The organism is Ideonella paludis (genome assembly GCF_018069865.1).
GTDB classification, from domain to species: domain Bacteria; phylum Pseudomonadota; class Gammaproteobacteria; order Burkholderiales; family Burkholderiaceae_C; genus Ideonella; species Ideonella paludis.
The window spans coordinates 24179-47660 of sequence record NZ_JAGQDG010000009.1; the positions used below are offsets into that span (position 1 = coordinate 24179).

A 23482-nucleotide genomic window follows, 5' to 3' on the forward strand; every position below is an offset into this window, starting at 1 on the left:
GTCCCATGTCTGGTGGCGTGAGAAGCGCAGCAAATTGCCATATTGTCACTATTACCTGCCACTTTGATTATTTTTCTGCCAATAGTGATCGTATTGCTGACTTTTGCTTGGCACCCAGAGCCGAGACACTGGCGGGCATGACACGGAGACACACCATGACCACCCTCACCACCCTGCCCCCTACGCTCTACCTCAGCGCCCCGGACATGGTGCGCCTGATCCAGCGCAAAGGCTTGGCCGCCTGTTTGCGTGGCGTGGCCGACCGCATTGCCCAGGACTTCAAGCGTTGGCCCGAGTTCGACAAGAGCCCACGCGTGGCCTGCCATTCCCCAGACGGCGTGATCGAGCTGATGCCGATTGCGGATGCCCAAGAATTCGCCTTCAAGTACGTCAACGGCCACCCGAAAAACACCGCCAACGGCCTGCCCACCGTGATGGCCTTTGGCGTGCTGGCCGATGTGGCCACCGGCGCGCCCCGCGTGCTGAGTGAGCTGACCTTGGTGACAGCGATCCGAACCGCTGCAACCTCTGCCCTGGCCGCCAAGACCTTAGCCCGCCCGGGCAGCCGCGTGATGGCCTTGATCGGCAACGGCGCCCAAAGTGAATTCCAGGCCTTGGCCTTCAAAGAACTGGTCGGCATCAAAGAACTGCGTTTGTTTGACACCGACGGCGAAGCCACCGCCAAGCTGGTGGCCAACCTGGTGGGCAGCGGCCTGAGCCTGACTGTCTGCAGCAGCGTGGCCGAAGCCGTGCGCGGCGCCGACATCGTCACCACCGTGACGGCCGACAAAACCAACGCCACGATCTTGACGCCCGACATGTTGGAGCATGGCATGCACATCAATGGCGTGGGCGGCGACTGCCCCGGCAAGACCGAGCTGCACCCTGGCGTGCTGCGCGCCGCCCAGGTGTTTGTCGAGTTCGAGCCGCAAACCCGCATTGAAGGTGACCTCCAACAAATGCCGGCTGACTTCGCGGTTACTGAACTGTGGCGGGTCTTGGTGGGCGAGCATCCCGGCCGCCTGAAGCCAGAGGCCGTGACTGTTTTCGACTCGGTGGGCTTTGCGCTGGAAGACTACTCGGCCCTGTGCTTTATGCGCGACGCCGCGCTGGAGCTGGGCATCGGCAGCACGGTGGACTTGATCGTTCAAACGCCCGACCCCAAGAACCTCTTCAGCGCCCTGCAGCAAGAGGCCGCCTCGCCCATCATCGCCACGCGCCCGCAAGCCTCGTCAGCGATAAGTGGCTAAGTGAATGTTGGTCTCGGTGCTGCGGATCCCCTTGATCAGGCGAATCCGCTCCAGCACCTGAGACAACTCGGCCATGGTGTCGGCGCGGATCTCGGCCAGCAAGTCCCAGCGGCCATTGGTGTCGTGCAGCGCGGCCACACCAGGCTCGCCCAACAGGCTAGCAATCACCAGCCGGGTTTGGTTGCCCTCCACCACCACGCCCATCCAGGCGCGGATCTGGTTGGGCTGGGCGTCAGGCCGCAGCTTGACGGTGTAGCCCACAATCACCTGCTCATCTTCGAGTTTGCGCAGCCGGTTGGTCACCGTCCCGCGCGAGACCCCCAGCTTTTGCGCGAGCAAGGCCACCGTGAGCCGCGCGTCTTGGCGCAGCAGGCTGATCAATTGACGGTCAATATCGTCCATGCCTCAAGTATGCGTGCACTTCACTCACTGTCGGGCCATTCGGCCAACCAAAGCACCAAAGGCATGCCACCCGGCTCCACGCCCCAAGACACGCCGGCCGGCCACTGCGCGGCGTCTTGGGTCAGCCACACCGTGACCCGCAGGTCATAAGGCCGCTGAGGGCTGCGCACCAAGGGGGTCAGGCTCACGCGGTGGCCAGCCACCTCGCGCACTTCAGGCGCGTGCACTTCAAAGGTCCACTCGTCCACGTCGCCTCGGGGGCTGGCCACCGCAAAGCGCAGGGTTTGCCCAGTGCGGGGAGGCGAAGGCAAAGCCCGAGCCCAAGCCCAGAGTTGCACCAACCAACTGGCGCGGTCTTGGGCCTGAGGGCCTAGCGCTGCACTGCGCGGGCTGCCTGAGAAGCTGATCAGCCCCTTGTCCCGCTGAAAGTTCACCGCTCGCACGGCCCGCTGCTTGTGCTGCTCCACCATGCGTTCAGGCGCCAAGCCTTGGCTGCTGAGCTGCCCGCGGCTGAGCCAGTCGATGGCGGGGGTGCCTGGAACGTCCACCTTCACGCTCAGCACAAAACGCTCGTCGTGGGTTTGCCAATCGATCTGCGCCTGGCCTTGGGCCGCGCCGCGCTGCGCAGCATAGCGCAAGGTCAAGCTGTGGGGCACCTCGGCCGCCGCTCGCGGGGCCGCTCGGCCGGGGCGGGGGCCGGCCGACGGGGCGGGCAAGGGCAAGTCCTCGGGGGCGGCACTCACCGGCTCTGGGCGCGCCACAGGCGCAGCCGCCAATGGCTGGGCAGTGCCCTGCACCTGGGCCAGCTGGGGCCTGGGTGCTTGAGGAACGGGCTTTGGCGCTGGCGTGCGTTGAGCAGGAAATGCAGATGGCCTGGCCGGCGTCTGCGCCAAGCGCTCGGCTGGCAATGCCAGCACTTGCATGGGCTCTGGCGGCGGCTGCCGCGCCAGAGCTCCCCAGGGCAGCCGCAGCCCGTTCAAGACCGCGCCATGCAAAAGCACCACCCCCAGCACCACGGCGGCCAGCCGGCCACCCCGGGCCAAGCCCGGTGGGAGACTGCGGCTTGCGATGACAGCACGCCAGGGCTCGACCATTGGACAATACTGCCACTAAATTGAAGGGTCCCCATGAAACTCGCCACTTACAAAGACGGCTCGCGCGACGGCCAACTCGTCGTCGTCTCGCGCGACCTGAGCACCGCCCACTATGCCAACGGCATTGCCACCCGGCTGCAGCAGGTGCTGGACGACTGGAACTTTCTCTCGCCCCAGCTCGAAGACCTCTACACCACACTCAACCACGGCAAGGCCCGCCACGCCTTCGCCTTTGAGCCGCGCCAGTGCATGGCCCCCCTGCCCCGCGCCTACCAGTGGGCCGACGGCTCGGCCTACCTCAACCATGTGGAGCTGGTGCGCAAGGCGCGCGGCGCCGACATGCCCGAGAGCTACTTTGGCGACCCGCTGATGTACCAAGGCGGCAGCGACGACTTCTTGGGCCCTTGCGACGACGCCGTGTTTGCCAACCTCGACTGGGGCGTGGACTTTGAGGCCGAAGTCGCGGTGATCACCGGCGACGTGGCCATGGGCACCCCGCCCAATGAAGCGCTGGACGGCGTGCGCCTGATCATGCTGGCCAATGACTGGAGCCTGCGCAATTTGATCCCCAACGAGCTGGCCAAAGGCTTTGGCTTCTTCCAAAGCAAGCCCGCCACCGCCTTCAGCCCGGTGGCCGTGACCCCTGACGAGCTGGGCGAGGCCTGGCAAGGTGGCCGCATGCATCTGGCCCTGCAATCCACCTGGAACGGCCGCAAAGTGGGCCTGTGCGACGCCGGGCCGGAGATGACCTTCCACTTCGGCCAATTGATTGCCCACATCGCCAAAACCCGCAATGTGCGCGCGGGCTCCATCGTGGGCTCCGGCACTGTTAGCAACAAAGACTGGGCCAAGGGCTATAGCTGCATTGCTGAAAAGCGCGCCATCGAAATGATTGAACAAGGCGAGCCCAAGACCGCCTTCATGCAATACGGCGATACGATCCGCATCGAGGTCAAAGGGCCCGACGGGCTGAGCCTGTTTGGCGCGATTGATCAAACCGTGTGTGAGCCCGATAGCCAATAACCGCAGCCCCTGATGAACCTCCTGACCCTGCCCCGCCGCTTCGCCCGCAAGCTCACGCAACTCGGCACCTGGGCCACCACCGCGCTGCTGCTGACCCACAGCCCGCTGCAAGCCGCCACCCATTGCCCACCTGCCGCCGCACCGCTGACCCAAGACGAAGTCGCCCAGGGCATGCAAGCTGCGCGCCTCAAAGGCCTGTTTTGGGAGGCCCGTAAAGACGGACGCAGCCTGTGGCTCTATGGCACCGTGCATGCCGCGCAGCGCGGCTGGATGTTCCCCGGCCCTGAGCTGCTGCTGGCCATGCGCCAGGCTGACCAAGTGGCCCTGGAACTGGACATGATGGACGCGGCCCTGATGCAAAAGCTCCAAGCCGCCGTGATGGCCCCGCCTGACGAGCCCAAGCTGCCTGCCGAGCTGCGCGCGCGCCTGGACAAAGTGGCCGCCGCCGAATGCGCGGAAAGCCTGATCAAGCCCATGCGCGCCGAGTTCCAGGCCATCACCCTGACCACCATGGTGGCCCGCCGCCAAGGCGTGGACCCAGCCTACGGCATCGACGGCTTCTTGGCCGGCCTGGCCCGCGGCCTGGGCAAGCCCGTGGTGTCCCTCGAAACCCCCGAGGCCCAACTGGCTGTGATGCTGCCCAAAGACGAGGCCACCCGCATCAAGATGGTGGACGAAACCCTCAAGGGCCTGGAAAGCGGCCAAGCCGCCACCCTGATCAAACGCCTGACCGACGCTTGGGCCCAGGGCAAGCTCGACGAGCTGGAGAGCTACGGCCAGTGGTGCGACTGCCTCAACACGCCCGAGCAAAAAGAGTTCCACAAACGCCTGATCGACGACCGCAACCTGGACATGGCCCGCAAAGCCACCGCACTGCATGCTCAAGGCAAACAGGTGTTTGTGGCGGTCGGCGCACTCCACATGACGGGGCCTCAGGGGCTGCCCGCACTGCTGAAGGCGCAGGGGTTTGAGGTGAGGCGGGTGATGAGCTTGCAGTGAGTGCACAGGACCGGGGCGACACCAACATGGTTGTGCATCTGCGAACATCAAGTGCGGTTTGGGTCACAACACAGCATGTAGCACCCGGATTATTTGAATGGCTTCGCCTCTGGGTTGCTCGATGAACTCAGTTGATTACTCCCGCCACATGACCGAACGAGTTCTTCCAGAGCCAGATCGCTATGCCGTCTGCCCACTGGATGGAAACATTCTGTCGTTTTACGACGGCGTGTTTGAAGCAGCTTATGTTCTGCTGAACCCATTCATTCGTCCCGTTTCTATCTCAGCTGACAGATATGTAGACGGGGTGGATTTGAGTCCTAGCGATATTGTTCGATCTTGCGAGGCCGTGAGTTGGAACGACGTGCAAGAATTCGCTGGCCTGCTTTCTTGGGCCGAGATCGACGTCGCATTGAAGACCTCAATTGGCGCCATGCTGAGAGAGTACTCGCGCCGGGACCTCTCGGAAAAGCTCATGACATCGCTGAAGAGTCATCAGATTTTTCCCCCTGTAGAGGGTAACTTCCCCGAACTCACTCAAGGACAGGTTCTCGCCTTCATTCAGTCGCTGGGTCATGAATGGCTTTGGCTGGGCGATGAGCACTGCACAGAGCGAAAGCTTCACTGGATCGAGGACTTGAAGCCACCCATGGCTACCACTGACCTGATTCGCTCAAGTGTCTTTACCCCAGACAAGTCAGTCCTCTGGACGGTTCACTGGGACAGTCATTTTTCTCTCTTTTGCTCTACCCGAGAGAATGTAGACCGCCTGAGCCGTTGGCCGGGCCTGGAAGGATTCCCCTGTACTCAGGACACTGAGGTTTTTTGGAGCTGGGATTGCTTAGTCACTTAGCGATTTCACACGCCTATCAAGGTTGAAAGCAACGGAACTGCCCCAAGTTTCTTTTGGCCATGAACATCCACTGGAAGAAGCCACTGTTCTACATCGTGCTCCCGCTTCTGATCTTCCTGTGCTTCGTCGGCTTCCCCCCACCCTTTGCGCCCCCCAGGGCCACCAAGTCGGCGCAAGAACAGACCGAGGTGATCAAGCAGGACAAAGAGCAAGCATGAGTGTTGCAGTGCGCCGCAACTTCTAAACGCAGTAAGCCTGATGAGAGCCAGCCCAGCGCACAATCAGCGCTCCACTGCCCGTGCCACGCCGCCCCGTGGCAGGCCTTTACAAGCAAGCACTAGGAGACACTCCCATGGCAGATTCCAACCCTTTCAGCAAGATGGTGCCCGGCTTTGACTTTTTGCAAGGCTTGGTGAAAAACGCGGGCCAAGCGCTGCCCAACATTGGACAGTGGGTGGCGCCCACACTGGACCCGGTGGAGCTGGAGAAAGAGATTGAGAAGCTGCGCACGGTGCAGTTTTGGCTGGAGCAGAACGCCCGCATGGTGGCCACCACCATCCAGGCCATGGAAGTGCAGCGCATGACGCTTTCGACGCTGAAGACCATGAATGTCTCGGTGAGCGAGCTGCGTGACGCGATGACCTTGAAGCCTGCGGCCAAGGGCAGCGATGAGGCCTCGGCCCCCGCCGCGCCCAAGAAGGCCACCTCCAGCAGCAAGGCTGATGCCGCCGATGAAGCCACGCCCGCTGGTGTGGTGGACCCGATGCAATGGTGGGGCGCACTGACCAAGCAGTTCACCCAGATTGCGGCCACGGCCATGAAGGACACGGCGTCTGATGCGGCCCGCAACTTGGCCAGCAATATGGCCAAGCAGTCCATGGACGCAGCCGCCGACACGCTGAAAAAGGCCGCCGCCATGCCTGCAGCGGTGGCCCAACAGGCGGTGGACATGGCGGCCGCTGCCACCAAGACGGTGGCCAGTGCCAGCCGCGCCGCGTCAGCCAGCGCCAAGGCCCCGGCTGCGGCCAAGAAAACGGCCACCGCCCGCAAGACCACCCCACGCAAGCCTGCGGCCAAGAAGACGGCCCGCTGATCGAGCTGGCGGGCTGGGCCTCAACAAGGCCCTTCGACAAGCTCAGGGCGAACGGGGGCCGTATGAGTCACCGCGCATTCCCTTCGCCTTAGTCACAGCTGCTTTGTGGCCGCTTCAGGCGGATTTCAGCGCTGGCTTGATACAGTCAGCGCCGTATCCCCCAGGCTGGAGAGTCTTGTGAGTGTGGCAGCGCAGACGGTATCGGTTGAAGAGCGGCGGCAGCGACAGGCTGAGGTGGTGGCGGCGCTCAAGCCCTTGCTGCCCGCCCATGCGCTGCTGTGGCAGTCTGAGGACACCACGCCCTATGAGTGCGATGGCCTGACGGCCTATCGCGAGCGCCCCCTGGTGGTCGCCCTGCCGGAAACTGAAAGCCAAGTGGCTGAGGTGCTGCGGGCCTGCCACCGCCTGCAGGTGCCCGTGGTGGCGCGCGGTGCGGGCACGGGGCTCTCGGGCGGTGCCATGCCCCATGCGATGGGCGTCACCTTGGGCTTGGCGCGCTTTAACCGCATTGTCTCGGTCGACAAAGTCAGCCGCACGGCCGTCGTACAGTGCGGTGTGCGCAACCTGGCCATCAGCGAGGCGGCAGCGCCGCATGGGCTGTATTACGCACCCGACCCCTCCAGCCAAATCGCCTGCACCATTGGCGGCAATGTGGCCGAAAACTCGGGCGGGGTGCACTGCCTCAAATATGGTTTAACCCTGCACAACGTGCTGGGCGTGCGCGGCTTCACGGTCGAAGGCGATGCTATTGAATTTGGGGCTGATGCCCTGGACGCGCCCGGGCTGGACCTGCTCAGTTTGATTGTGGGCTCCGAGGGCATGCTCGCAGTGATCACCGAGGTCACGGTGCGCCTGACACCCAAGCCGCAGTTGGCCCGCTGCATCATGGCCAGCTTCAACGATGTGCGCCGCGCGGGCGACGCGGTGGCCAACATCATTGCGGCGGGCATCATCCCAGCCGGCTTGGAGATGATGGACAAGCCCATGACGGCGGCGGTGGAAAACTTTGTGCACGCGGGCTACGACCTGGACGCCGAAGCCATCTTGCTGTGCGAATCCGACGGCACGCCCGAAGAGGTGGAAGAAGAGATTGGCCGCATGCAGGAGGTACTGCAACGCTCCGGCGCCACGCGCTTGGCCGTGAGCGAAAACGAAGCCCAGCGCATGCGCTTTTGGAGTGGCCGCAAAAACGCCTTCCCCGCTTCGGGCCGCATCAGCCCCGACTACATGTGCATGGACAGCACCATCCCGCGCAAGCGCCTGGCGGACATCCTGATCGCCATTGCCGAGATGGAGAAAAAATATGCCCTGCGCTGCTGCAATGTCTTTCATGCGGGCGATGGCAACCTGCACCCGCTGATCTTGTTTGATGCCAATGACCCCGACCAAATGAAGCGCGCCGAGGCCTTTGGCAACGACATCCTGGAGACCAGCGTGGCCATGGGCGGCACCGTCACCGGTGAGCACGGCGTGGGCGTGGAAAAGCTGGACTCCATGTGCGTGCAGTTCAGCCCCGAAGAGCGCGAGCAAATGCTGGCCGTTAAGCGTGCTTTTGACCCGGTGGGCCTGCTGAACCCCGGCAAGGCCATTCCCACCCTGCACCGCTGCGCCGAATACGGCCGCATGCATGTCAAAAAGGGGCTGCTGCCCTTCCCTGAGCTGGAGCGGTTTTGAGCATGCTGCAGATGCACCATGCGCCTAAGCCTGGCTTCAGGAAGAGCGGTGAGGATGAGGCCTTTAGCCTTCGGAGCCGCCACCATGCACCGAGCCCCACTTTTGGTCCCCAGCGCCTTGGCCTTGAGCCTCACGCTGTGGGCGGCCGCCGCCTCCGCAGCCAACTTTCAGATCACGCCGATCAGCCTGCCCAGCGGCACCAAGATCACCGGAACGATTCAGACGGACGGCAGCACCGGGCCGCTGAGCGCCGCCAACTTCACTGCCTGGTCCATCACCGTGCGCAGCACGGAGGCTCTGCTGTACAACCCCAGCCAGCCCGGTGCGCCGGAGCTGACGGGGGTGGCCGTGTCGGCCGACGGGCGGCGCCTGTTGGTGCGGCGTTCACCCGATGGAGTGGCCGACGGCGGCACCCTGCGCTTCGGCTCGGTGTGGCCGCTAGAGCGTTATGTGACGGTGGCCACTTATGCGGGCTACACGGCGGCGTCAGGCGGGCAATCCAGCTATGTGAACGGCGCCCAGTTCGAGTGGCAATGGTTTGGCGACCCCAGTGGCGGGTCGCACCAAGTGGCCACCGCAGCAGCGGGCAGTGCGGTGTTCCGATTGATCCCTGTGGTGTATCCCTCTGGAACCACCTTGACAGGCACCATCACCACCGATGGCGGCACCGGTGTGATCTCGGCCGCCAACATCACCGACTACCGGCTCAAGGTGCAAACAGTCAGCGAAGTGACCTATCTGCGCACGGCCACAAGCGGCAACAGCAGCGTGCTGCCCAATACCAATGGGGTCAGCAGCGACGGCACGCAATTGCTGGTGGCGCGGCCCGGCGGCTATCTGGGCTTTGGCGTGCCGCCAGCGGGCAGCCGGCGCGGCGAGGGGGCGGTGCTGGCCGACTTTGGCCCCGCAGCGCCCAGCAGAGGCCAAGCCGGTTACTTCAACCCCTTCACCCTGGAGTACAAGCCCCTGAAGTTCTCAGGCAAGCTCTACTCCGTGGCTCAACTCATCCCCTAAGCCGCACCGTGCAGGTGCCGGCCCTTCCAGGAGGTCGGCATGTCTGAGGCCGTGCTGAATCAACTCATCGAAACGGTCAAAGCGGCCACGGCAGAGCAGCGACCGCTGTGCATTCGCGGCAGCGGCAGCAAAGACGGCCGCGGCGGCCCGCAAGTGGGCGAGGTGCTGGATGTACGGCCCTTGAGCGGCATCTCGTCCTATGAGCCCACCGAACTGGTGATCACGGCGCGTGCCGGCACCCCCCTGCCCGAGCTGGAAGCGGCACTGGCCGAGCGCCAGCAATACCTCGCTTTTGAGCCCCCCCGCTTTGGCGGCGGCACCGTAGGCGGCATGGTGGCTGCGGGGCTGGCCGGCCCGGCCCGCGCTAGCGTGGGCAGTGTGCGCGACTATGTGCTGGGCGCCACCCTGCTCAACGGCCGAGGTGAGGTGCTGAGCTTTGGTGGCCAGGTGATGAAGAACGTGGCGGGCTATGACGTGTCCCGCGTGCTGGCGGGGTCTATGGGCGTGTTGGGCGCCATCTGCGAAGTCTCGCTCAAGGTGCTGCCCCTGCCCACCGCCAGCCTGACCCTGCGCTTTGACATGGACCAGACCAGCGCGCTGCGCCACCTCAACCAATGGGCGGGCGACCCGCTGCCGCTGAACGCCAGTGTGTGGTGGGACGACACCTTGGTGCTGCGCCTGCGCGGTGCCTCGGCCGCCGTGACGGCCGCTGCCCGGCGCTTGGGTGGTGAGCCCATTGCCGAAGACTTGGCCGCGCCGTTTTGGAATGGCCTGCGCGAGCAGACCGATGACTTCTTTGCCACTGCCCGTGACGCGGTGCAACGCCAAGGCGCCAGCCTGTGGCGGCTCTCCGTCGCGCCCAGTGCGCCGCGTATCTCCTTGGGCGGCGAGCATTTGATCGACCAGCTCATTGAGTGGGGCGGCGGCCAGCGCTGGCTGCTGACCACGGCCAGCGCCGCGGCCGTGCATGAAGCAGCCCAAGACGCCCGCGGCCATGCCCAGCGTTGGTGGGGTGGCGATGGGGGCGCCGAGGGCTTTGCCCCGCTGTCGGCGCCGCTGCTGCGCATCCACCGCGAGCTGAAACGCGCCTTTGACCCGGCGGGCATCTTTAACCGCCAACGCTTGCACCCGGAGTTGTGATGCAACACGCCACTGAAGCCTCGATGCAGGCCTACTATGCCGAGCGCGCCCGCGAGTACGAGGCCGTCTACGCCAAGCCCGAGCGCCAAGCCGACTTGGCTGCCATCAAGGCCTGGCTGCCGGCCCAGTTTGCAGGGCGCCATGTGCTGGAAGTCGCCACCGGTACCGGCTACTGGACCCCCGCCGCCGCTGCGCAGGCCGCCAGCTGGCTGGCCACCGACATCAACCCCGAAACCCTGGCCGTGGCCCAAGCCAAGACCATGCCGGCGAGCGTGAGCGTCCAGTTGGCCGATGCCTACACACTGGACGGTGTGCCCGACACCTTTGACGCGGCGTTCATAGGCTGCTGGTGGAGCCATATCCCCCTGCGCCGCCTGCCCGACTGGCTGGCCACCCTGCACAGCAAGCTGCAGCACGGCGCCCGCGTGGTGCACCTCGACAACCAGTTTGTGCAGGCCAGCAGCACCCCCATCAGCCGCCAGGACGACGAGGGCAACACCTACCAAACCCGTCAGTTGAGCGATGGCCGCCAGTTTGAGGTGCTGAAGAACTTTCCGACCGCCGAACAAGCCATCGCCTTGGCGGGCCCACGGGCGCGCAACGCGCAGTGGACAGACTTTCACCATTACTGGGTGCTGAGCTACGAGCTGGCACCGCAGGACTGACAGCGCATGCAAACCCACCTCGCCCCTGAGCACGCCCACACGGCCGACGGCCAAGCGGCTGAAGCCATTTTGCGCAAATGCGTGCACTGCGGCTTTTGCACCGCCACCTGCCCAACCTACCAATTGCTGGGCGACGAATTGGATGGCCCGCGTGGCCGCATCTACCTGATGAAGCAGGTGCTGGAAGGCGCCACGCCGACGCGGGCCACGCAGTTGCACCTGGACCGCTGCCTGACCTGCCGCAACTGCGAAACCACCTGCCCCAGCGGCGTGCAATACGGCGCGCTGGTCGAGATTGGCCGCCGCTTGGTGGACGCCAAGGTCGAGCGCCCGCGCACCGAACGCGCAGTGCGTTGGCTGCTGAAAGAAGGCCTGCCTTCGCCGCTGTTTGAGCCCGCCATGAAGATGGGCCAGATGGTGCGCCCGCTCTTGCCCTCTTCCCTCAAAGCCAAGGTGCCGCCCAAGGCCAGCAAAGAGGCCCACCGCTGGCCCACGCGCCCACACGCGCGCAAAGTGCTGATGCTGATGGGCTGCGTGCAGCCGGGCATGATGCCCAACATCAATTCCGCCACGGCTCGGGTCTTGGACGCCGCAGGCATCCAAACCGTGGTGGCCGATGAAGCCGGTTGCTGCGGCGCCATCCGCGCCCATCTGGGCGACCAGATCGGCGGCCTGAACGACATGCGCCGCAACATTGACGCTTGGTGGCCGCTGGTCGAGGGCCTGACCGAGCATGGCGCGGTGGAAGCCATTGTGATGAACGCCAGCGGCTGCGGCGCCACGGTCAAGGAATACGGCCACGCGCTGGCCCATGACGCGGACTACGCCGAGAAGGCCCAGCGCATCAGCGCGCTGACCAAAGACCTGAGCGAGCTGCTCCCCGAGCTGGTGGCCCCGCTGCAAAAGGCCCTGGCGGCCAAGCGACACCGGGGCGACGCGCAAGCTGAGCCCGTGCCCCTGGCCTATCACCCGCCCTGCACCCTGCAACATGCGCAGCGCCTGAAGGGCGGTGTAGAAGAACACTTGTCCAAGCTGGGCTTTGAGGTGCGCACCGCCGCCTGCGACAGCCATCTGTGCTGCGGCTCGGCCGGTACTTATTCGGTGCTGCAGCCCGAGATCTCGCTGCAACTGCGCGACCGCAAGCTCAAGGCCTTGGCCAGCGTGCCCGGCGAGACCATTGTCTCGGCCAATATCGGCTGCATTCAACACCTGCAAACCGGCAGCGAGCGCCCGGTGCGCCACTGGGTGGAAGTGCTGGACGACGCGCTCACGGCCGCCCAAAGCCCGAGCCCGCTGCGGGAGCCCGCTTCGCTGTGAGTGCTCCTGCCCTGCTCTGCCCCTGCGGCCGCAGCAAGGGCGCGGGCCGTCAAGCCCAGCCCTTGGCTTATGTCGACTGCTGTGGGCGCTGGCACCAGGGCCCTTTGGCCCTGCAAGCACCCGATGCCGAGAGCCTGATGCGCTCGCGTTACAGCGCTTTTGTGCTGGACTTGCGCGACTATCTCTTGGCTACTTGGCACCCCAGCCACCGCCCGGCCACCCTGGAGCCCCCCGAGCCAGGTTTGCGCTGGCTGGGCCTGACGGTGAAGCGCCACACGGTGCTGGACGCGGAACATGCGGAAGTGGAGTTCGTCGCCTTGAGCAAGCTGGGCGGCCGTGCCCATCGACTGCACGAGATCAGCCGCTTTGAGCGTAACGCGCAGGGTTGTTGGCTCTATCTGGATGGCCAGCACCGTTGATTGACGATGGCGCTTTGGACATGACTTGGGCCGCCGCCGCCCAAGCGGCAGGCCTGCCGCTGCTCTGGGCAGACGAGCACCTGTGTGTGCTGCACAAGCCAGCCGCGCTGCTGGTGCACCGCAGCGAGCTGGACAGCCGTGAGCAAGATTCGGTGCTCGACCGCCTGCGCACCGTGACCACCGAATGGCTGGCCCCGGTCCATCGCCTGGACAAAGCCACCTCGGGCTTGCTGATGCTGGCGCGCAGCCCCGACGCGGCACGCCAGATGGGTGCGCTGTTTGAGGCCGGCGGTGTGCACAAGGCTTATCTGGGCCTGGTGCGGGGCTGGCCGGCCGAGCAGCAGCGCATTGATTACCCCTTGGCACGCGACCCCGAGCTGCCCAGTACCGGCCAAGCCCACCTGGAGGCTCAAACCGAGCTGCAGCGCTTGGCCCGCGTGGAGTGGCCTTTTGCCGTGGATGCGCGCCACCCCAGCAGCCGCTATGCGCTGGTCTGCGCCCGGCCACTGCAAGGCCGCCGCCACCAGATCCGCCGTCATGCCAAGGCCATCAGCCATCCTCTTGTTGGCGACACCACCCATGGCAAAGCGCCGCACAACCATGCGGTGGCCCGGCACATTGGCACCCAGCGCTTGTGGTTGCACGCTTGGGGGCTGCGTTTCACCCACCCCGTGACCGGCCAGGCCATCGAGCTGACCGCCCCACCGGGGCCTGAATGGCAGCACCTGTGCGCCAGCGGGCCTTGGCTGGACCCGCTGCCTGCGCTGGACACGCCCCTCTTTTGATCACCATGCACCACGGGCTTTGGGCTGCTGCGGCGTCCTACATCATCTGGGGCTTGTTCCCGCTGTATTTTCATCAGCTCAGCCATGTGCCTGCGCTGGAAATCGTGGCCCACCGCTCGGTGTGGTCCCTGGTGTTTGTGGCCGGCGTGTTGGCCGTGCAGCGCCGCTGGGCCTGGCTGCGCGAAGCGCTGCGCCAGCCCAAGGTCTTGGGCACGTATGCGGCGGCAGCCCTGCTGCTGTCAAGCAACTGGCTGATCTATGTCTGGGCCGTCAACCACGGCCATGTGCTGGAGGCCAGCCTGGGCTACTTCATCAACCCCCTGGTGAATGTGCTGCTGGGCGTGCTGGTGCTGCACGAGCGGCCCCGCAAGCTGCAATGGCTGGCCTTGGGCGTGGCGGCGGTGGGCGTGCTGTGGATGGCCGTGGCCATGGGCACGCCGCCCTGGGTGGCGCTGGCCTTGGCCTTGAGCTTCGGCTTTTATGGCCTGATCAAAAAGATGGCGCCACTGGGCTCGCTCGAAGGGCTGTCGCTGGAGACCCTGCTGCTGGCGCCTGTGGCCATCCCGGCGCTGATGTGGCTGACGCTGCACCACGCTGGCGGCGGCCACAGCCCCAGCACCTGGGCCTGGCTGCTGGTGGCCGGGCCGCTGACGGCCATTCCGTTGCTGCTCTTTGGCTATGGCGCCCAGCGCGTCAGCATGGGCACGTTGGGGCTGCTGCAGTACCTGGCGCCCAGCCTGCAGTTTGTGCTGGGCTGGATGGTGTTTCAAGAGCCGCTGAGCCCACAGCGCCTGCTGGGCTTTGTGATGATTTGGGCGGCCCTGGCGCTCTACAGCCTGGACTCCTGGCGGACGTTCAGAGCCCGAGAGCGCCTCGCCACTGCTCACTGACTGACGGCATGGCAGCAGCAGTAGTCGGCTTGCGCCACATCTGAGCTTTGCCAGGTGTTGCCGCGTGAGCCCACCGCCCCCACCGTCTGGCCGCCCAGATAAAAGTCTTGGTCGTTCATGACCAAGGCGCCCAGGTCGCCCAGGCCGCTGGGGATGATCACGCTGCCGTCGCCCACCTTCTGGCGCAAGGACTTGCCCACCATGTTCCACGCCTTGCCAAACTGCGTGCAGGCTCGGGCACAGGATTGGTTCGCGCCTTCATCTTGCTGGTCTGTGCTGCGGTCCAGCACAAAGTTACGGCGCACCGCGCCCACCACACCGGGCGACGCCACCAGCTCGTAACCGTCCTTGGTGTAGAGGCCCGCACGTTGTGAGTCGAGAATTTGATACGGGTGCTTGGCCATGCAGTAGGCGGCAGCCGTCGCCCCCGTCACGGCGGGCTCAAAGGTAAAGCTCTGCGCCGGTGGGTCTGCCGCCCATACGGCCGAAGCCAGCCACGGTGCCACCAGGACACCGAAAAAAGTCTGCACAAGGCGTTTCATGTGGATCTCCCTGAGGTGCCGCGCGCTGCGTCGACCCCATGTCAAGGCTTGCTGCGCGTGGCCTCACTATCGAAGAGATCTCTGGGCGGGACAGTCCCTGAGGTGGGGGACTGTCGCCCTTCAAGTGAGGGCCCTAGACCAAGCCCAACAGCCTCAAGGCCAAATGATGCAAGCGTGAAGCGGGATCTGCTAAGCCGTTCACGATGTTGAGGTGGTTGCAATAAGCCACGGTCTCGCAAATGGGCACGGCGCTGGGACCCCATTGGTGCCGAATCAGCAAGTTTTGGCGCAAGAACTCTTCGCTCTCGTCCGCGCCCACCACCGCCATCAGGGGCCGCTTAGGGCGCGGGAAGAAAGCCGGGCTCAGCCGTTTGACGCTGGCGGGCGTCATGCGCAGGTCGTCCTTCAAGAAGGGCGTCAAGCGCAGCGGCTCCAAGTCAAACAGACCGGAGATGGACAGGCCCCCATGCACCAGTTGCGGCGGCAGGTCAGGGCCGACATCACGCCAGCGGCAGCACAACAGCATGGCGGTCAAATGCCCTCCGGCGGAATGACCGGCCAGCACGATGCGCTTGGCGTCCCCGCCCCACTCGGCAGCGTGGCGATAAACCCAGGCTAGCGCCCGCGCCATTTGCAGGGCGATCTGCTCGATGCTCACTGTAGGGCACAAGCTGTACTCCGGCACCACCACCGTGGCGCCAGCCTGCACCAAGGCGGGGGCAACAAAGGAGTGGTCGTCCTTGCTGAGGGAGCGCCAGTAGCCACCGTGGATGAACACCAAGATCGGCGCCTCAGGCCGCGACGAGGGGAACACGTCCAGGCGCTCGTCAGGATGCTCCCCATACGCGAGGTTCAGCCGGGCCCCAGGGCTGCCTTGGCGGGCCACAGCCGAGGCCTCACGCCAGCGCTCAAACAGCGCCGCATGGTCGGGGATGCGCGCGCGGTTGTTGTACTGCACATCAAGCCACTGGGGATCCAACGCACTCATGCAAGCCTCCTGGGTTGACGGGGAGGCCTCAAGGATAAACGCAAGCTCAGTCCGTGAGCGCAGCCAGCGGCGACCCCTGCGCGCCGAGGTGTCACGGGGCGCCCTGGTGCGACGGACGAAGCGTGGCAGCCCAGTCGCCCGGACGCGCCAGCGGCGAGGACTCCTTGGGTGTTGGCAGGTTTGTACCAATGACGGTATCACCCGGCAGCGCAGCCACACCAGCGCCACGGCCTGCAGCCTAGGGTTTGCCCGTCGTTGGACAAGATGAAGGGAGCTTGTGGGGACGGAGGCGGTTTAGTGCGGTGGCGCGTTGACGACACACATGATGAGGACCATCGTGACGGGTTTAACGGTCATCATGTGGAACGGGATGATGAAGGCCAGACGGCTGCGCCAAGATCGAGGCGCCTGCACCTTCAGCGTCAGCCCTGTGGCCGGCAGCTTGGGGGCCGGGGAGGCGACTTATCGTGCGCCGAGGACTTTTGATCACTGGTTACATGCTGGTACTTAGGGTTCTCCATGAATTTGAATAGCCCTGAGTCGCTATCGCGTCAAGCCGACGCATGTCAGAATTGCAATCGATTGCGAAAGCGAATGAACTGGCGTCATCGAGCCCATTTGAAGTCGCTCCTCGCGCCGCCCCTGATCGGAGACTAAACTCTGTGGTGGCCCCAGCCTTACGCGAGTCTTTCGAACTCGTTCAACACTCGGCCATCCCCCCCTAGAAGCTCATTCCGTTCGGTTACCTCGTCGTTTCACCTGTTAAACATTAGGGTGAAGCCCGAATTCGCTGAATGAAAATTCTGGATATAGTTCAGGCTTCGCGACCCAAAAAGTCGCTTTTATGACATCAGCGCTCCGTGAGAGCGACTGGAGGAAAACGAGTGAATTACGCTGAAGCACAGCGCGACCCGAACAAAAACCGTGTTGGGTTAAGCGTCGTGGTTGGGCTCCATGTCGTCCTCGCTTGGGCCATTGTCACTGGCAATGCGAAGAAAGTGGTCGACGTGGTCAAGGGCCCGATCGAGACGAAGATCATCGAGGAGGTCAAGCCACCGCCCCCGCCTCCGCCAGAGAAGTTGCCGCCGCCGCCGCCCAAGAACTTGCCGCCGCCGCCAGCGTGGGTTCCCCCACCTGAGGTCAATGTGCAGGTGCAGCAGCAGCCGACCATCTCGACCCAAAGCGTGAACCCGCCGCCCGCCCAGGAATTCAAGCCTGCGGCAGCGACGCCGCCTGGGCCGCCGACAGCGCCCCCAGCCCCACCCGCGCCTCCGGTGCGCACGGCGCCGTCGATCCGCTTTGGCGAAGCTGACAAGCCCGAATACTCGCCAGCGGCTCGCCGCGCTGAGATTGAATGCGAAGTCGTGGTCGCCTATGTGATGGAGACCAACGGCACCATTACCGAAGCCAACGTTGAGAAGTCTTGCGGTTCGTCGCGAGAGCACAAGCAACTGGATCGAGCCACTGTGGACGCTGTCAAAGCGGTTCGCGGCAAGCCCGGCACGGTGGACGGAAAACCAGAGCGCCTGTCAGGCCGCGTGGTTTACGTCTGGAAGCTCGAGTAAACCCAAGTCATTCCGACTCCCCCCATCCCTGCGCATCCATCTTCTGTCGAAACGCGAAAGCTTTGTGGCTGCGCACTGACCCTTTGTATCCCGGAGGAACCATGTCCTTGTTGAACACCATCCGTGCCCCGTTCTTGGCGGCCGTCCTTGCCATCGCTTCTTTGAGCGTGGCTCCCACCGACGTCTTGGCGCAAGCTGCTTCCGCAGCGGACGCCGCAGCGCCGGCCGCAGCATCCGCAGCGGCCGAGCCCGTCGCAGCGCCCCCAGTTGGTGTGGTGACCCCTGAGGTCAAAAAGGAAGAAATCGAGAACCCCTATGGCCTGAAGGCCATGGTGCAGCACGCCGGCTTGTTCAGCGTGACCACCATTACCCTGGCCATCATGATCATCATGTCGGTGGGCAGCTGGTACATCATCATCGTGCGCCTGTGGGAGCAGAGCAAGCTCTACAAGAGCGCCCGCGAAGCCGCTGGCTTCTGGTCCGCTGGCACCGTCAAGAAGGGTGCTGAATCCTTGGCTGAGCGCAGCGCTTTCCGCTACGTGGCTGAAGAAGGCATGAAGGCCGCTGAGCACCACGAAGGCACGCTGGTTGAGCAAATCGACCGCCACACCTGGATCGGCATGAGCGTTCAGCGCGCCGTGGACACCATCAACTCCTCGCAGCAAAACGGCCTGGCCTTCTTGGCCACTGTGGGCTCGACCGCTCCGTTCGTGGGTCTGTTCGGTACGGTGTGGGGCATCTTGCAAGCGCTGACCCAAATCGGCGTGTCCGGCCAAGCTTCCATCGACAAGGTCGCTGGCCCTGTGGGTGAAGCGCTGATCATGACCGCCATCGGCTTGGCTGTGGCTGTGCCAGCGGTGATCGGCTACAACTGGCTGATCCGTCGTAACAAGCTGGCCATGGAGCAAGTGCGTTCCTTCGCTGGCGACCTGCACAACGTGCTGCTGGCTGGCAAGAAGTAATTGTCATGGGCTCCCGCTGAGGCCGCTCTAGGCCTCAGCAGCAACAAAGCGAGAGGAAACACCCATGGGAATGAATGTGGGTTCACCTGACGGTGACGACGATGGAGCGATGAACTCCACCATCAACACTACGCCCCTGGTGGACGTGATGTTGGTGTTGTTGATCATCTTCCTCATCACCGTGCCGGTGGTGACGCAGTCGGTCAATCTGACACTGCCCAAGGAAATCAACATCCCGACGCAGACCAAACCAGAGAACGTTCTGTTGGCGGTCAGCAAGGATGGCGATGTGTACTGGGGCATCAAGAAATACCCGGATGTTGAGAAGCTGGTCGCCGACTTGAAGAAGGAAGCGGTCAAGGATCCTCAGCCGGAAGTGCATATTCGTGGTGACGAATCCGTCCGCTACGAATCGATCGGCAAGTTGATGGTGGCCGTCCAGCGTGCTGGTATTGCCAAGGTGGGGTTCATCACCGAACCGCCAGCGCGTCAGTAAGCTGCAGGAACGAAAGAGAGGCCCTTATGGCAATGAACGTCGGAAATTCCAGCAGCGATGATGTGATGGTGGACATGAACACCACGCCCCTCATCGACGTGATGCTGGTGCTGTTGGTCATGCTGATCATCACCATTCCGGTGCAGACGCATGCAGTCAACATGAACATGCCGATCAACACCAACCAGCCACCGCCACCGACGCCACCGGAGATCGTCAAGATCGACGTGGACTTTGACGGCACCGTGTACTGGCAAGGCCAGCCCGTTGAAGGCCGTGGTGATCTGCAAGTCAAGCTCTATCGCGTCGCGCAAACGCCCGTCCAGCCCGAGGTTCACCTGAACCCCAACAAGCTGGTGGAGTACAAGCACGTCGCCATGGTGCTGGCCGAGGCTCAGCGCCTGGGCGTCACCAAGATTGGTATCGTGGGTAACGAACGCTTCATGAATTGATAGCGATGGACAGAGTTCAAGGATTAGCCGCCGTTCGGCCCCTTGCGAAAAAGGCACAGCTTCTTGTGCCTTTTTTTTGCTGTGCGATGCTGGCACTTCTTCCTGGCGCATGTCTTTACGCGCAACCCAACCCGGAAGCTGGCGCAGGTCCCAACACCCAATCAGCGATGCCTGCGGCAAAACCCCAAACGGCTTGCCTCTCGCGAGAGATTGAATACACACCTGCCGCTATGAGGGCAAAAATCCAATGCAGCGTCGGTGTCGGCTTTTTTGTGGAAAGCAATGGCAGAACGTCAGAAGCTTTTATCACGGAGTCTTGTGGGGAGACGCCACAACACAAGCAGCTTGATCGCGTGGTTTTGCAAGCAATGAAAACTTGTCCGGCAGAGCCCTCATTGGACGCCGAGTCTAGGCCCATGAGGTCCCGCGGATCATTGATCATTACTTTTTCGCTCGATCGTCTGCCAGCCGTAATGCCCAACTGATCATGGTTCGCGTTTAGCGCTTTTGCCTCATTTCTATCAGGAGTCAACACATGCATTTTTCAAAGCGCGTCATCGCCCTTGCGATGTTCAGCCTTGCGACATCTTTTTCCCAAGCCCAAGCCGTGCGCCCTGATGTGGCTAAACCCCTGAAGGAAGCCAGTGACCTGCTGAAGGCGGGCAAGGCCAAGGAAGCGCTGAGCAAGGCCAACGCCGCCAATGGCGTGGGTGGCAAGACGCCGGCCGAGCAGTTCATGATCGACCGCATGCGTGCCGCCGCAGCCCAACGCGCTGGCGACAACGGTGCAGCGGCCGATGCCATGGAAGACCTGATGAACTCGGGCAAGCTCAGCGCGGCCGAGCAGGCGCAGACCGCCGAGTCACTCGCCTACGCCTATTCTCAGTTGCGCAACAACGCCAAAGCCACGCAGTGGGTGAGCAAGGCGCAATCGCTGGGCAATAACAGCGCCACCTTGAAGCAGTTGCAAGCCTATCTGCAGGCTAACAGTGGCGACTACGGCGCAATTGCCAAAGACGCGGCCGCCGCCGTCTCCGCCGCCGAACAAGCCGGCCGCCGCCCCGAAGAAAACGACTTGCTGCGCTTGGCAGACGCCTATTCGCGCACCAATAACGGCGCCGGTCAGGCTCAAGCCCTGGACAAGCTGGTGACCTACTACCCCAAGAAGGATTACTGGGCTGCTGCGCTAGGCCGCTTGCCGCGCAAGTCCGGCTTCTCTGACCGCTTCTCGCTCGACGTGATGCGCCTGAAGCTGGCCACAGGCAATCTGGAAGCCACCAACGACTTCATGGAAATGGCTCAACTGGCCCTGCAAGCGGGCTGCAGCGCAGAAGCCAAGCAAGTCGTCGACAAGGGCTTTGCGGCTGGCGCCTTGGGCACCGGCGCTGACGCCGAACGCCACAAGCGCCTGAAGGCCCTGGTGGACAAGCGCGAGGCTGAGGACAAGGCGGGCTTCACCGCCAAGCTGGCCGAGGCCACCGCCGCCAAAGACGGCAATGCCCTGGTGCAACTGGGCCAGTGCCGCATTGGCGCAGGTGACGCCGCCCAAGCTGAAACCCTGATCAGCCAAGGCATTGCCAAGGGCCAAATCAAGCGCCCTGACGACGCCAAGCTGGCCCTGGGCCGCGCACAGCTGGCTGCCAAGCAGAAAGCCAAGGCCCAGCAAACCTTGCGCGGCTTGCAAGGCACGGATGGCATTGTCGAGTTGGCGCGTTACTACCAAGCGCTGGGCAACTGAGCGTCAATGCGATGAACGGCCTGAACACCCCGCCCCCGCATCCCGAGGGCGGTGGTGTTTACACGGTCGATACGGGCTTTCAGCGGCCCGCCTTTGATGCCGCGTATCTAGTGCTTGATGCGGGCGAGGCAGCCTTCATCGACAGCGGCACCAGCCTCTCGGTACCTCGGCTGCTCGCCGCCTTAGAGCACCTGGGCCTGGCACGCAGCCAAGTGCGCTGGATCATCCCCACCCATGTGCATCTGGACCATGCCGGTGGCGTCGGGGAATTGCTGAGCCACCTGCCCCAAGCCCAAGTCGTGGTGCACCCCAAAGGCCTGCGGCATTTGGTCGAGCCGCAGATGCTGTGGCAAGGCGCGACCGCCATCTACGGCAACGCAGAAATGCAACGCTCCTATGGCCATGTGCGGCCCGTACCTCGCACGCGCATTCAGCCCAGCGAGGATGGCGAGCTTTTGCCGCTGGGGCGGCGGCACCTGACGCTGATCGACACCCCTGGCCACGCCCGCCACCACCACTGCATTTGGGACCCAGTGACTGAAGGCTGGTTCACCGGCGACACCTTCGGCATCTCCTACCGCGAGTTGGATGTGCAGGGCCAAGCCTGGATCTTGCCGTCGAGCACCCCAGTCCAGTTTGATCCTGTGGCGTTGGCAGCGTCTTGGCAAAAGCTGCTCGCCCCGCAGCCCCAGTGCGTCTACCTGACCCACTATGGACGCCTGGGCGATGTCGCCCGATTGGCGGCGCAGCAGAGTGAGCTCTTGGCCGAGGTGGTGCGCCTGGGCGAGGCTTGCCAAGGCCTGGACGCCCCGGAAGCTGCGCTGCGAGCAGGCTTGGCCCAGATCTATCTGCAAAGCCTCAGAGCCCATGGCCACACCGACAGCGATGAGCGCTTGCTGGAGGCTTTGGCGGTGGACATTCAACTCAACAGCCAGGGCATGGCCGTCTGGCTGAAAACGCGACAAGGTGCATCGACATGAGCCCTGCCCTGCCCCCCGTACAAGGCGGCTGCCTATGTGGCCGCGTGCGCTATGAAGCCCGCCCTGAGCACCGCGAAGGCTATTACTGCCACTGCCGCATGTGCCAACTGGCCTTTGGCAATACGCGGGCGGCCTACCTCAATCTGCGCAAAGACGAGGTGCGCTGGACAGGCGCGGAGGCACCGCGCTTCTATCAAAGCTCCAAGTTCGCGCAGCGCGGCTTTTGCGGGCATTGCGGCACGCCCTTAACGTTTGAGTTCCTCGACTCGCAGCGTATGGATTTATCGATCGGCAGCCTCGACGACCCCGCGGCCTTCACCCCGGCCAGCCACTTTGCCGTCGAGAGCCGCATCGCACCCTGGCACGCCGAAGACGGACTGCCGGGCGAGCGGCTGGATGGCTTTGACGGCATCATGAACCGTTGGCGCGAGGCTTACGGCCCCGAGGTAGAAGCCGGGCTGGCAGCCATCCAAGCCCAGCCCCACCCCGAGCGCTGATCAGCCTCGCAGCGCTTGCGCCTCTTGAGCCAGGCGCGTGATGCGCGCCCAATCGCCGGCATTCACCGCATCGGCTGGGGTCAGCCAGGAGCCGCCACAGACCTTCACATTGGGCAGGCCGAGAAAATCCGGGGCTGTTTGCAAGGAGATCCCGCCGGTGGGGCAGAAGACCACGTCCGGGAACGGCCCGGCCAAGGCCTTGAGCATCGGGATGCCTCCGGCCGCCGTGGCGGGGAAGAACTTCAGAAAGTTCAGGCCATCGGCCTGCGCCGCCATGACCTCGCTGGCCGTGGCCACGCCAGGCAGCAGCGGCAGCCCCACCTCGCGGCAGGCTGCGCCGACCTCGGCGGTGTAGCCGGGGCTGACGCCAAACACCGCCCCAGCCGCCTTGGCGGCTCGCGCATCAGCGGCGCTGCGAATGGTGCCCGCACCCACGATGGCGCCAGGCACCTGGGCCATGGCCCGAATCGCGTCCAGCGCCACGGGCGTGCGCAGTGTCACCTCAAGTACTTTGACACCACCGGCGACCAGCGCCTGTGCCAGAGGGACGGCATCTTCCAGCCGGTCGATCACGATCACCGGAATCACCGGGCCGTGGGTCACCAAATCAAGCGTGTTCATCGTGATTGCCTTTTTGATTGTGA

General features: G+C 64.1%; 27 protein-coding genes. 22 read left to right on the top strand and 5 right to left on the bottom strand.

The genetic code is table 11. From position 1 onward, the window contains the following. Positions 1 to 155: 155 nt before the first annotated feature. Positions 156 to 1250: an ornithine cyclodeaminase gene (ocd, locus tag KAK11_RS19820; protein WP_210811197.1), complete on the top strand. Its 1095-nt coding sequence runs from the start codon at positions 156 to 158 to the stop codon at positions 1248 to 1250. Here ocd and KAK11_RS19825 read toward each other — a convergent pair. Further along, positions 1233 to 1652: an Lrp/AsnC family transcriptional regulator gene (locus KAK11_RS19825; protein ID WP_210811198.1), complete on the bottom strand. Its 420-nt coding sequence runs from the start codon at positions 1650 to 1652 to the stop codon at positions 1233 to 1235. The two genes, ocd and KAK11_RS19825, sit on opposite strands and share 18 nt — an antisense overlap. A 20-nt stretch (positions 1653 to 1672) precedes the next feature. Beyond that, entirely contained in the window at positions 1673 to 2746 is a 1074-nt protein-coding gene (locus tag KAK11_RS19830) for a DUF3108 domain-containing protein (RefSeq protein WP_210811200.1), read from the bottom strand. Positions 2747 to 2779: 33 nt separating this feature from the next. Between KAK11_RS19830 and KAK11_RS19835 the strand changes: the two genes are divergently transcribed. The 13 genes from KAK11_RS19835 (at position 2780) to rarD (ending at position 14618) form a co-directional block, all read left to right on the top strand. Then, positions 2780 to 3769 (top strand): fumarylacetoacetate hydrolase family protein, encoded by a 990-nt coding sequence (locus KAK11_RS19835; protein WP_210811201.1) that lies wholly within the window; start codon positions 2780 to 2782, stop codon positions 3767 to 3769. A 12-nt stretch (positions 3770 to 3781) separates the two neighbouring features. Continuing rightward, the gene (locus tag KAK11_RS19840; protein ID WP_210811202.1) at positions 3782 to 4768 is read left to right on the top strand and encodes a TraB/GumN family protein; all 987 of its coding nucleotides are present in this window, start codon (positions 3782 to 3784) and stop codon (positions 4766 to 4768) included. Between the two features lie 97 nt (positions 4769 to 4865). Next, complete coding sequence (locus KAK11_RS19845; RefSeq protein ID WP_210811203.1) at positions 4866 to 5621, top strand: DUF2711 family protein; 756 nt, start codon at positions 4866 to 4868, stop codon at positions 5619 to 5621. A gap of 59 nt (positions 5622 to 5680) precedes the next feature. Next, entirely contained in the window at positions 5681 to 5839 is a 159-nt protein-coding gene (locus KAK11_RS19850) for a hypothetical protein (RefSeq protein ID WP_210811481.1), read from the top strand. Positions 5840 to 5973: 134 nt separating this feature from the next. Then, complete coding sequence (locus tag KAK11_RS19855) at positions 5974 to 6714, top strand: PhaM family polyhydroxyalkanoate granule multifunctional regulatory protein (RefSeq protein ID WP_210811204.1); 741 nt, start codon at positions 5974 to 5976, stop codon at positions 6712 to 6714. Positions 6715 to 6891: 177 nt separating this feature from the next. Further along, positions 6892 to 8388: an FAD-linked oxidase C-terminal domain-containing protein gene (locus KAK11_RS19860; RefSeq protein ID WP_210811205.1), complete on the top strand. Its 1497-nt coding sequence runs from the start codon at positions 6892 to 6894 to the stop codon at positions 8386 to 8388. Positions 8389 to 8472: 84 nt separating this feature from the next. Further along, on the top strand, positions 8473 to 9402 hold the full coding sequence (locus tag KAK11_RS19865) for a hypothetical protein (RefSeq protein ID WP_210811206.1): 930 nt from the start codon (positions 8473 to 8475) through the stop codon (positions 9400 to 9402). Positions 9403 to 9441: 39 nt separating this feature from the next. After that, a complete protein-coding gene (glcE, locus tag KAK11_RS19870; protein ID WP_210811207.1) occupies positions 9442 to 10542 on the top strand; it encodes a glycolate oxidase subunit GlcE in 1101 nt (366 codons plus the stop codon). Beyond that, positions 10542 to 11207 (top strand): class I SAM-dependent methyltransferase, encoded by a 666-nt coding sequence (locus KAK11_RS19875; protein ID WP_246499178.1) that lies wholly within the window; start codon positions 10542 to 10544, stop codon positions 11205 to 11207. Before glcE ends, KAK11_RS19875 begins: the two co-directional genes overlap by 1 nt. 6 nt (positions 11208 to 11213) lie before the next feature. Next, the gene (glcF, locus tag KAK11_RS19880; protein WP_210811209.1) at positions 11214 to 12524 is read left to right on the top strand and encodes a glycolate oxidase subunit GlcF; all 1311 of its coding nucleotides are present in this window, start codon (positions 11214 to 11216) and stop codon (positions 12522 to 12524) included. Continuing rightward, positions 12521 to 12943 (top strand): YchJ family protein, encoded by a 423-nt coding sequence (locus KAK11_RS19885; RefSeq protein ID WP_375140705.1) that lies wholly within the window; start codon positions 12521 to 12523, stop codon positions 12941 to 12943. The genes glcF and KAK11_RS19885 overlap by 4 nt, the downstream gene beginning before the upstream one ends. A 20-nt stretch (positions 12944 to 12963) precedes the next feature. Beyond that, a complete protein-coding gene (locus KAK11_RS19890; RefSeq protein WP_210811210.1) occupies positions 12964 to 13728 on the top strand; it encodes a pseudouridine synthase in 765 nt (254 codons plus the stop codon). A gap of 5 nt (positions 13729 to 13733) precedes the next feature. Beyond that, on the top strand, positions 13734 to 14618 hold the full coding sequence (gene rarD / locus KAK11_RS19895) for an EamA family transporter RarD (RefSeq protein WP_210811212.1): 885 nt from the start codon (positions 13734 to 13736) through the stop codon (positions 14616 to 14618). On the opposite strand, the gene KAK11_RS19900 is transcribed toward rarD, so the two are convergent. Both KAK11_RS19900 and KAK11_RS19905 read right to left on the bottom strand, forming a co-directional pair. After that, complete coding sequence (locus KAK11_RS19900; protein ID WP_210811213.1) at positions 14612 to 15160, bottom strand: hypothetical protein; 549 nt, start codon at positions 15158 to 15160, stop codon at positions 14612 to 14614. The genes rarD and KAK11_RS19900 overlap by 7 nt on opposite strands. Before the next feature lie 133 nt (positions 15161 to 15293). Next, a complete protein-coding gene (locus KAK11_RS19905) occupies positions 15294 to 16148 on the bottom strand; it encodes an alpha/beta hydrolase (protein WP_210811214.1) in 855 nt (284 codons plus the stop codon). An 884-nt stretch (positions 16149 to 17032) separates the two neighbouring features. Between KAK11_RS19905 and KAK11_RS22075 the strand changes: the two genes are divergently transcribed. The 8 genes from KAK11_RS22075 (at position 17033) to KAK11_RS19945 (ending at position 22838) form a co-directional block, all read left to right on the top strand. Next, a complete protein-coding gene (locus KAK11_RS22075; protein ID WP_210811216.1) occupies positions 17033 to 17713 on the top strand; it encodes an energy transducer TonB in 681 nt (226 codons plus the stop codon). A 101-nt stretch (positions 17714 to 17814) separates the two neighbouring features. Continuing rightward, positions 17815 to 18675, top strand: coding sequence for a MotA/TolQ/ExbB proton channel family protein (locus KAK11_RS19915; RefSeq protein WP_210811217.1), 861 nt, complete (start codon positions 17815 to 17817; stop codon positions 18673 to 18675). A 64-nt stretch (positions 18676 to 18739) separates the two neighbouring features. Next, on the top strand, positions 18740 to 19171 hold the full coding sequence (locus KAK11_RS19920) for an ExbD/TolR family protein (protein ID WP_210811218.1): 432 nt from the start codon (positions 18740 to 18742) through the stop codon (positions 19169 to 19171). Between the two features lie 26 nt (positions 19172 to 19197). Further along, positions 19198 to 19623, top strand: coding sequence for an ExbD/TolR family protein (locus tag KAK11_RS19925; protein WP_210811220.1), 426 nt, complete (start codon positions 19198 to 19200; stop codon positions 19621 to 19623). A gap of 167 nt (positions 19624 to 19790) precedes the next feature. Continuing rightward, a complete protein-coding gene (locus KAK11_RS22325) occupies positions 19791 to 20108 on the top strand; it encodes a TonB family protein (protein ID WP_375140706.1) in 318 nt (105 codons plus the stop codon). A 50-nt stretch (positions 20109 to 20158) separates the two neighbouring features. Further along, positions 20159 to 21361, top strand: coding sequence for a hypothetical protein (locus tag KAK11_RS19935; protein ID WP_210811223.1), 1203 nt, complete (start codon positions 20159 to 20161; stop codon positions 21359 to 21361). An 11-nt stretch (positions 21362 to 21372) separates the two neighbouring features. Next, the gene (locus tag KAK11_RS19940) at positions 21373 to 22341 is read left to right on the top strand and encodes an MBL fold metallo-hydrolase (RefSeq protein WP_210811224.1); all 969 of its coding nucleotides are present in this window, start codon (positions 21373 to 21375) and stop codon (positions 22339 to 22341) included. Continuing rightward, a complete protein-coding gene (locus tag KAK11_RS19945; protein ID WP_210811226.1) occupies positions 22338 to 22838 on the top strand; it encodes a GFA family protein in 501 nt (166 codons plus the stop codon). Before KAK11_RS19940 ends, KAK11_RS19945 begins: the two co-directional genes overlap by 4 nt. Here the strand turns inward: KAK11_RS19945 and eda are convergent, their stop codons facing one another. Next, positions 22839 to 23459 carry a bifunctional 4-hydroxy-2-oxoglutarate aldolase/2-dehydro-3-deoxy-phosphogluconate aldolase gene (gene eda / locus KAK11_RS19950; protein WP_210811228.1) on the bottom strand — a complete coding sequence of 207 codons (621 nt, stop codon included), beginning with the start codon at positions 23457 to 23459 and terminating at the stop codon, positions 22839 to 22841. It lies immediately after the preceding gene. Positions 23460 to 23482 lie beyond the last annotated feature (23 nt).

Coding starts and splice junctions, on each gene's coding strand:
- ocd (WP_210811197.1), top strand. CDS start 156: ATGACCACCCTCACCACCCTGCCCCCTACGCTCTACCTCAGCGCCCCG.
- KAK11_RS19825 (WP_210811198.1), bottom strand. CDS start 1,652: ATGGACGATATTGACCGTCAATTGATCAGCCTGCTGCGCCAAGACGCG.
- KAK11_RS19830 (WP_210811200.1), bottom strand. CDS start 2,746: ATGGTCGAGCCCTGGCGTGCTGTCATCGCAAGCCGCAGTCTCCCACCG.
- KAK11_RS19835 (WP_210811201.1), top strand. CDS start 2,780: ATGAAACTCGCCACTTACAAAGACGGCTCGCGCGACGGCCAACTCGTC.
- KAK11_RS19840 (WP_210811202.1), top strand. CDS start 3,782: ATGAACCTCCTGACCCTGCCCCGCCGCTTCGCCCGCAAGCTCACGCAA.
- KAK11_RS19845 (WP_210811203.1), top strand. CDS start 4,866: ATGGCTTCGCCTCTGGGTTGCTCGATGAACTCAGTTGATTACTCCCGC.
- KAK11_RS19850 (WP_210811481.1), top strand. CDS start 5,681: ATGAACATCCACTGGAAGAAGCCACTGTTCTACATCGTGCTCCCGCTT.
- KAK11_RS19855 (WP_210811204.1), top strand. CDS start 5,974: ATGGCAGATTCCAACCCTTTCAGCAAGATGGTGCCCGGCTTTGACTTT.
- KAK11_RS19865 (WP_210811206.1), top strand. CDS start 8,473: ATGCACCGAGCCCCACTTTTGGTCCCCAGCGCCTTGGCCTTGAGCCTC.
- glcE (WP_210811207.1), top strand. CDS start 9,442: ATGTCTGAGGCCGTGCTGAATCAACTCATCGAAACGGTCAAAGCGGCC.
- KAK11_RS19875 (WP_246499178.1), top strand. CDS start 10,542: ATGCAACACGCCACTGAAGCCTCGATGCAGGCCTACTATGCCGAGCGC.
- glcF (WP_210811209.1), top strand. CDS start 11,214: ATGCAAACCCACCTCGCCCCTGAGCACGCCCACACGGCCGACGGCCAA.
- KAK11_RS19890 (WP_210811210.1), top strand. CDS start 12,964: ATGACTTGGGCCGCCGCCGCCCAAGCGGCAGGCCTGCCGCTGCTCTGG.
- rarD (WP_210811212.1), top strand. CDS start 13,734: ATGCACCACGGGCTTTGGGCTGCTGCGGCGTCCTACATCATCTGGGGC.
- KAK11_RS19900 (WP_210811213.1), bottom strand. CDS start 15,160: ATGAAACGCCTTGTGCAGACTTTTTTCGGTGTCCTGGTGGCACCGTGG.
- KAK11_RS19905 (WP_210811214.1), bottom strand. CDS start 16,148: ATGAGTGCGTTGGATCCCCAGTGGCTTGATGTGCAGTACAACAACCGC.
- KAK11_RS19915 (WP_210811217.1), top strand. CDS start 17,815: ATGTCCTTGTTGAACACCATCCGTGCCCCGTTCTTGGCGGCCGTCCTT.
- KAK11_RS19920 (WP_210811218.1), top strand. CDS start 18,740: ATGGGAATGAATGTGGGTTCACCTGACGGTGACGACGATGGAGCGATG.
- KAK11_RS19925 (WP_210811220.1), top strand. CDS start 19,198: ATGGCAATGAACGTCGGAAATTCCAGCAGCGATGATGTGATGGTGGAC.
- KAK11_RS22325 (WP_375140706.1), top strand. CDS start 19,791: ATGCCTGCGGCAAAACCCCAAACGGCTTGCCTCTCGCGAGAGATTGAA.
- KAK11_RS19935 (WP_210811223.1), top strand. CDS start 20,159: ATGCATTTTTCAAAGCGCGTCATCGCCCTTGCGATGTTCAGCCTTGCG.
- KAK11_RS19940 (WP_210811224.1), top strand. CDS start 21,373: ATGAACGGCCTGAACACCCCGCCCCCGCATCCCGAGGGCGGTGGTGTT.
- KAK11_RS19945 (WP_210811226.1), top strand. CDS start 22,338: ATGAGCCCTGCCCTGCCCCCCGTACAAGGCGGCTGCCTATGTGGCCGC.
- eda (WP_210811228.1), bottom strand. CDS start 23,459: ATGAACACGCTTGATTTGGTGACCCACGGCCCGGTGATTCCGGTGATC.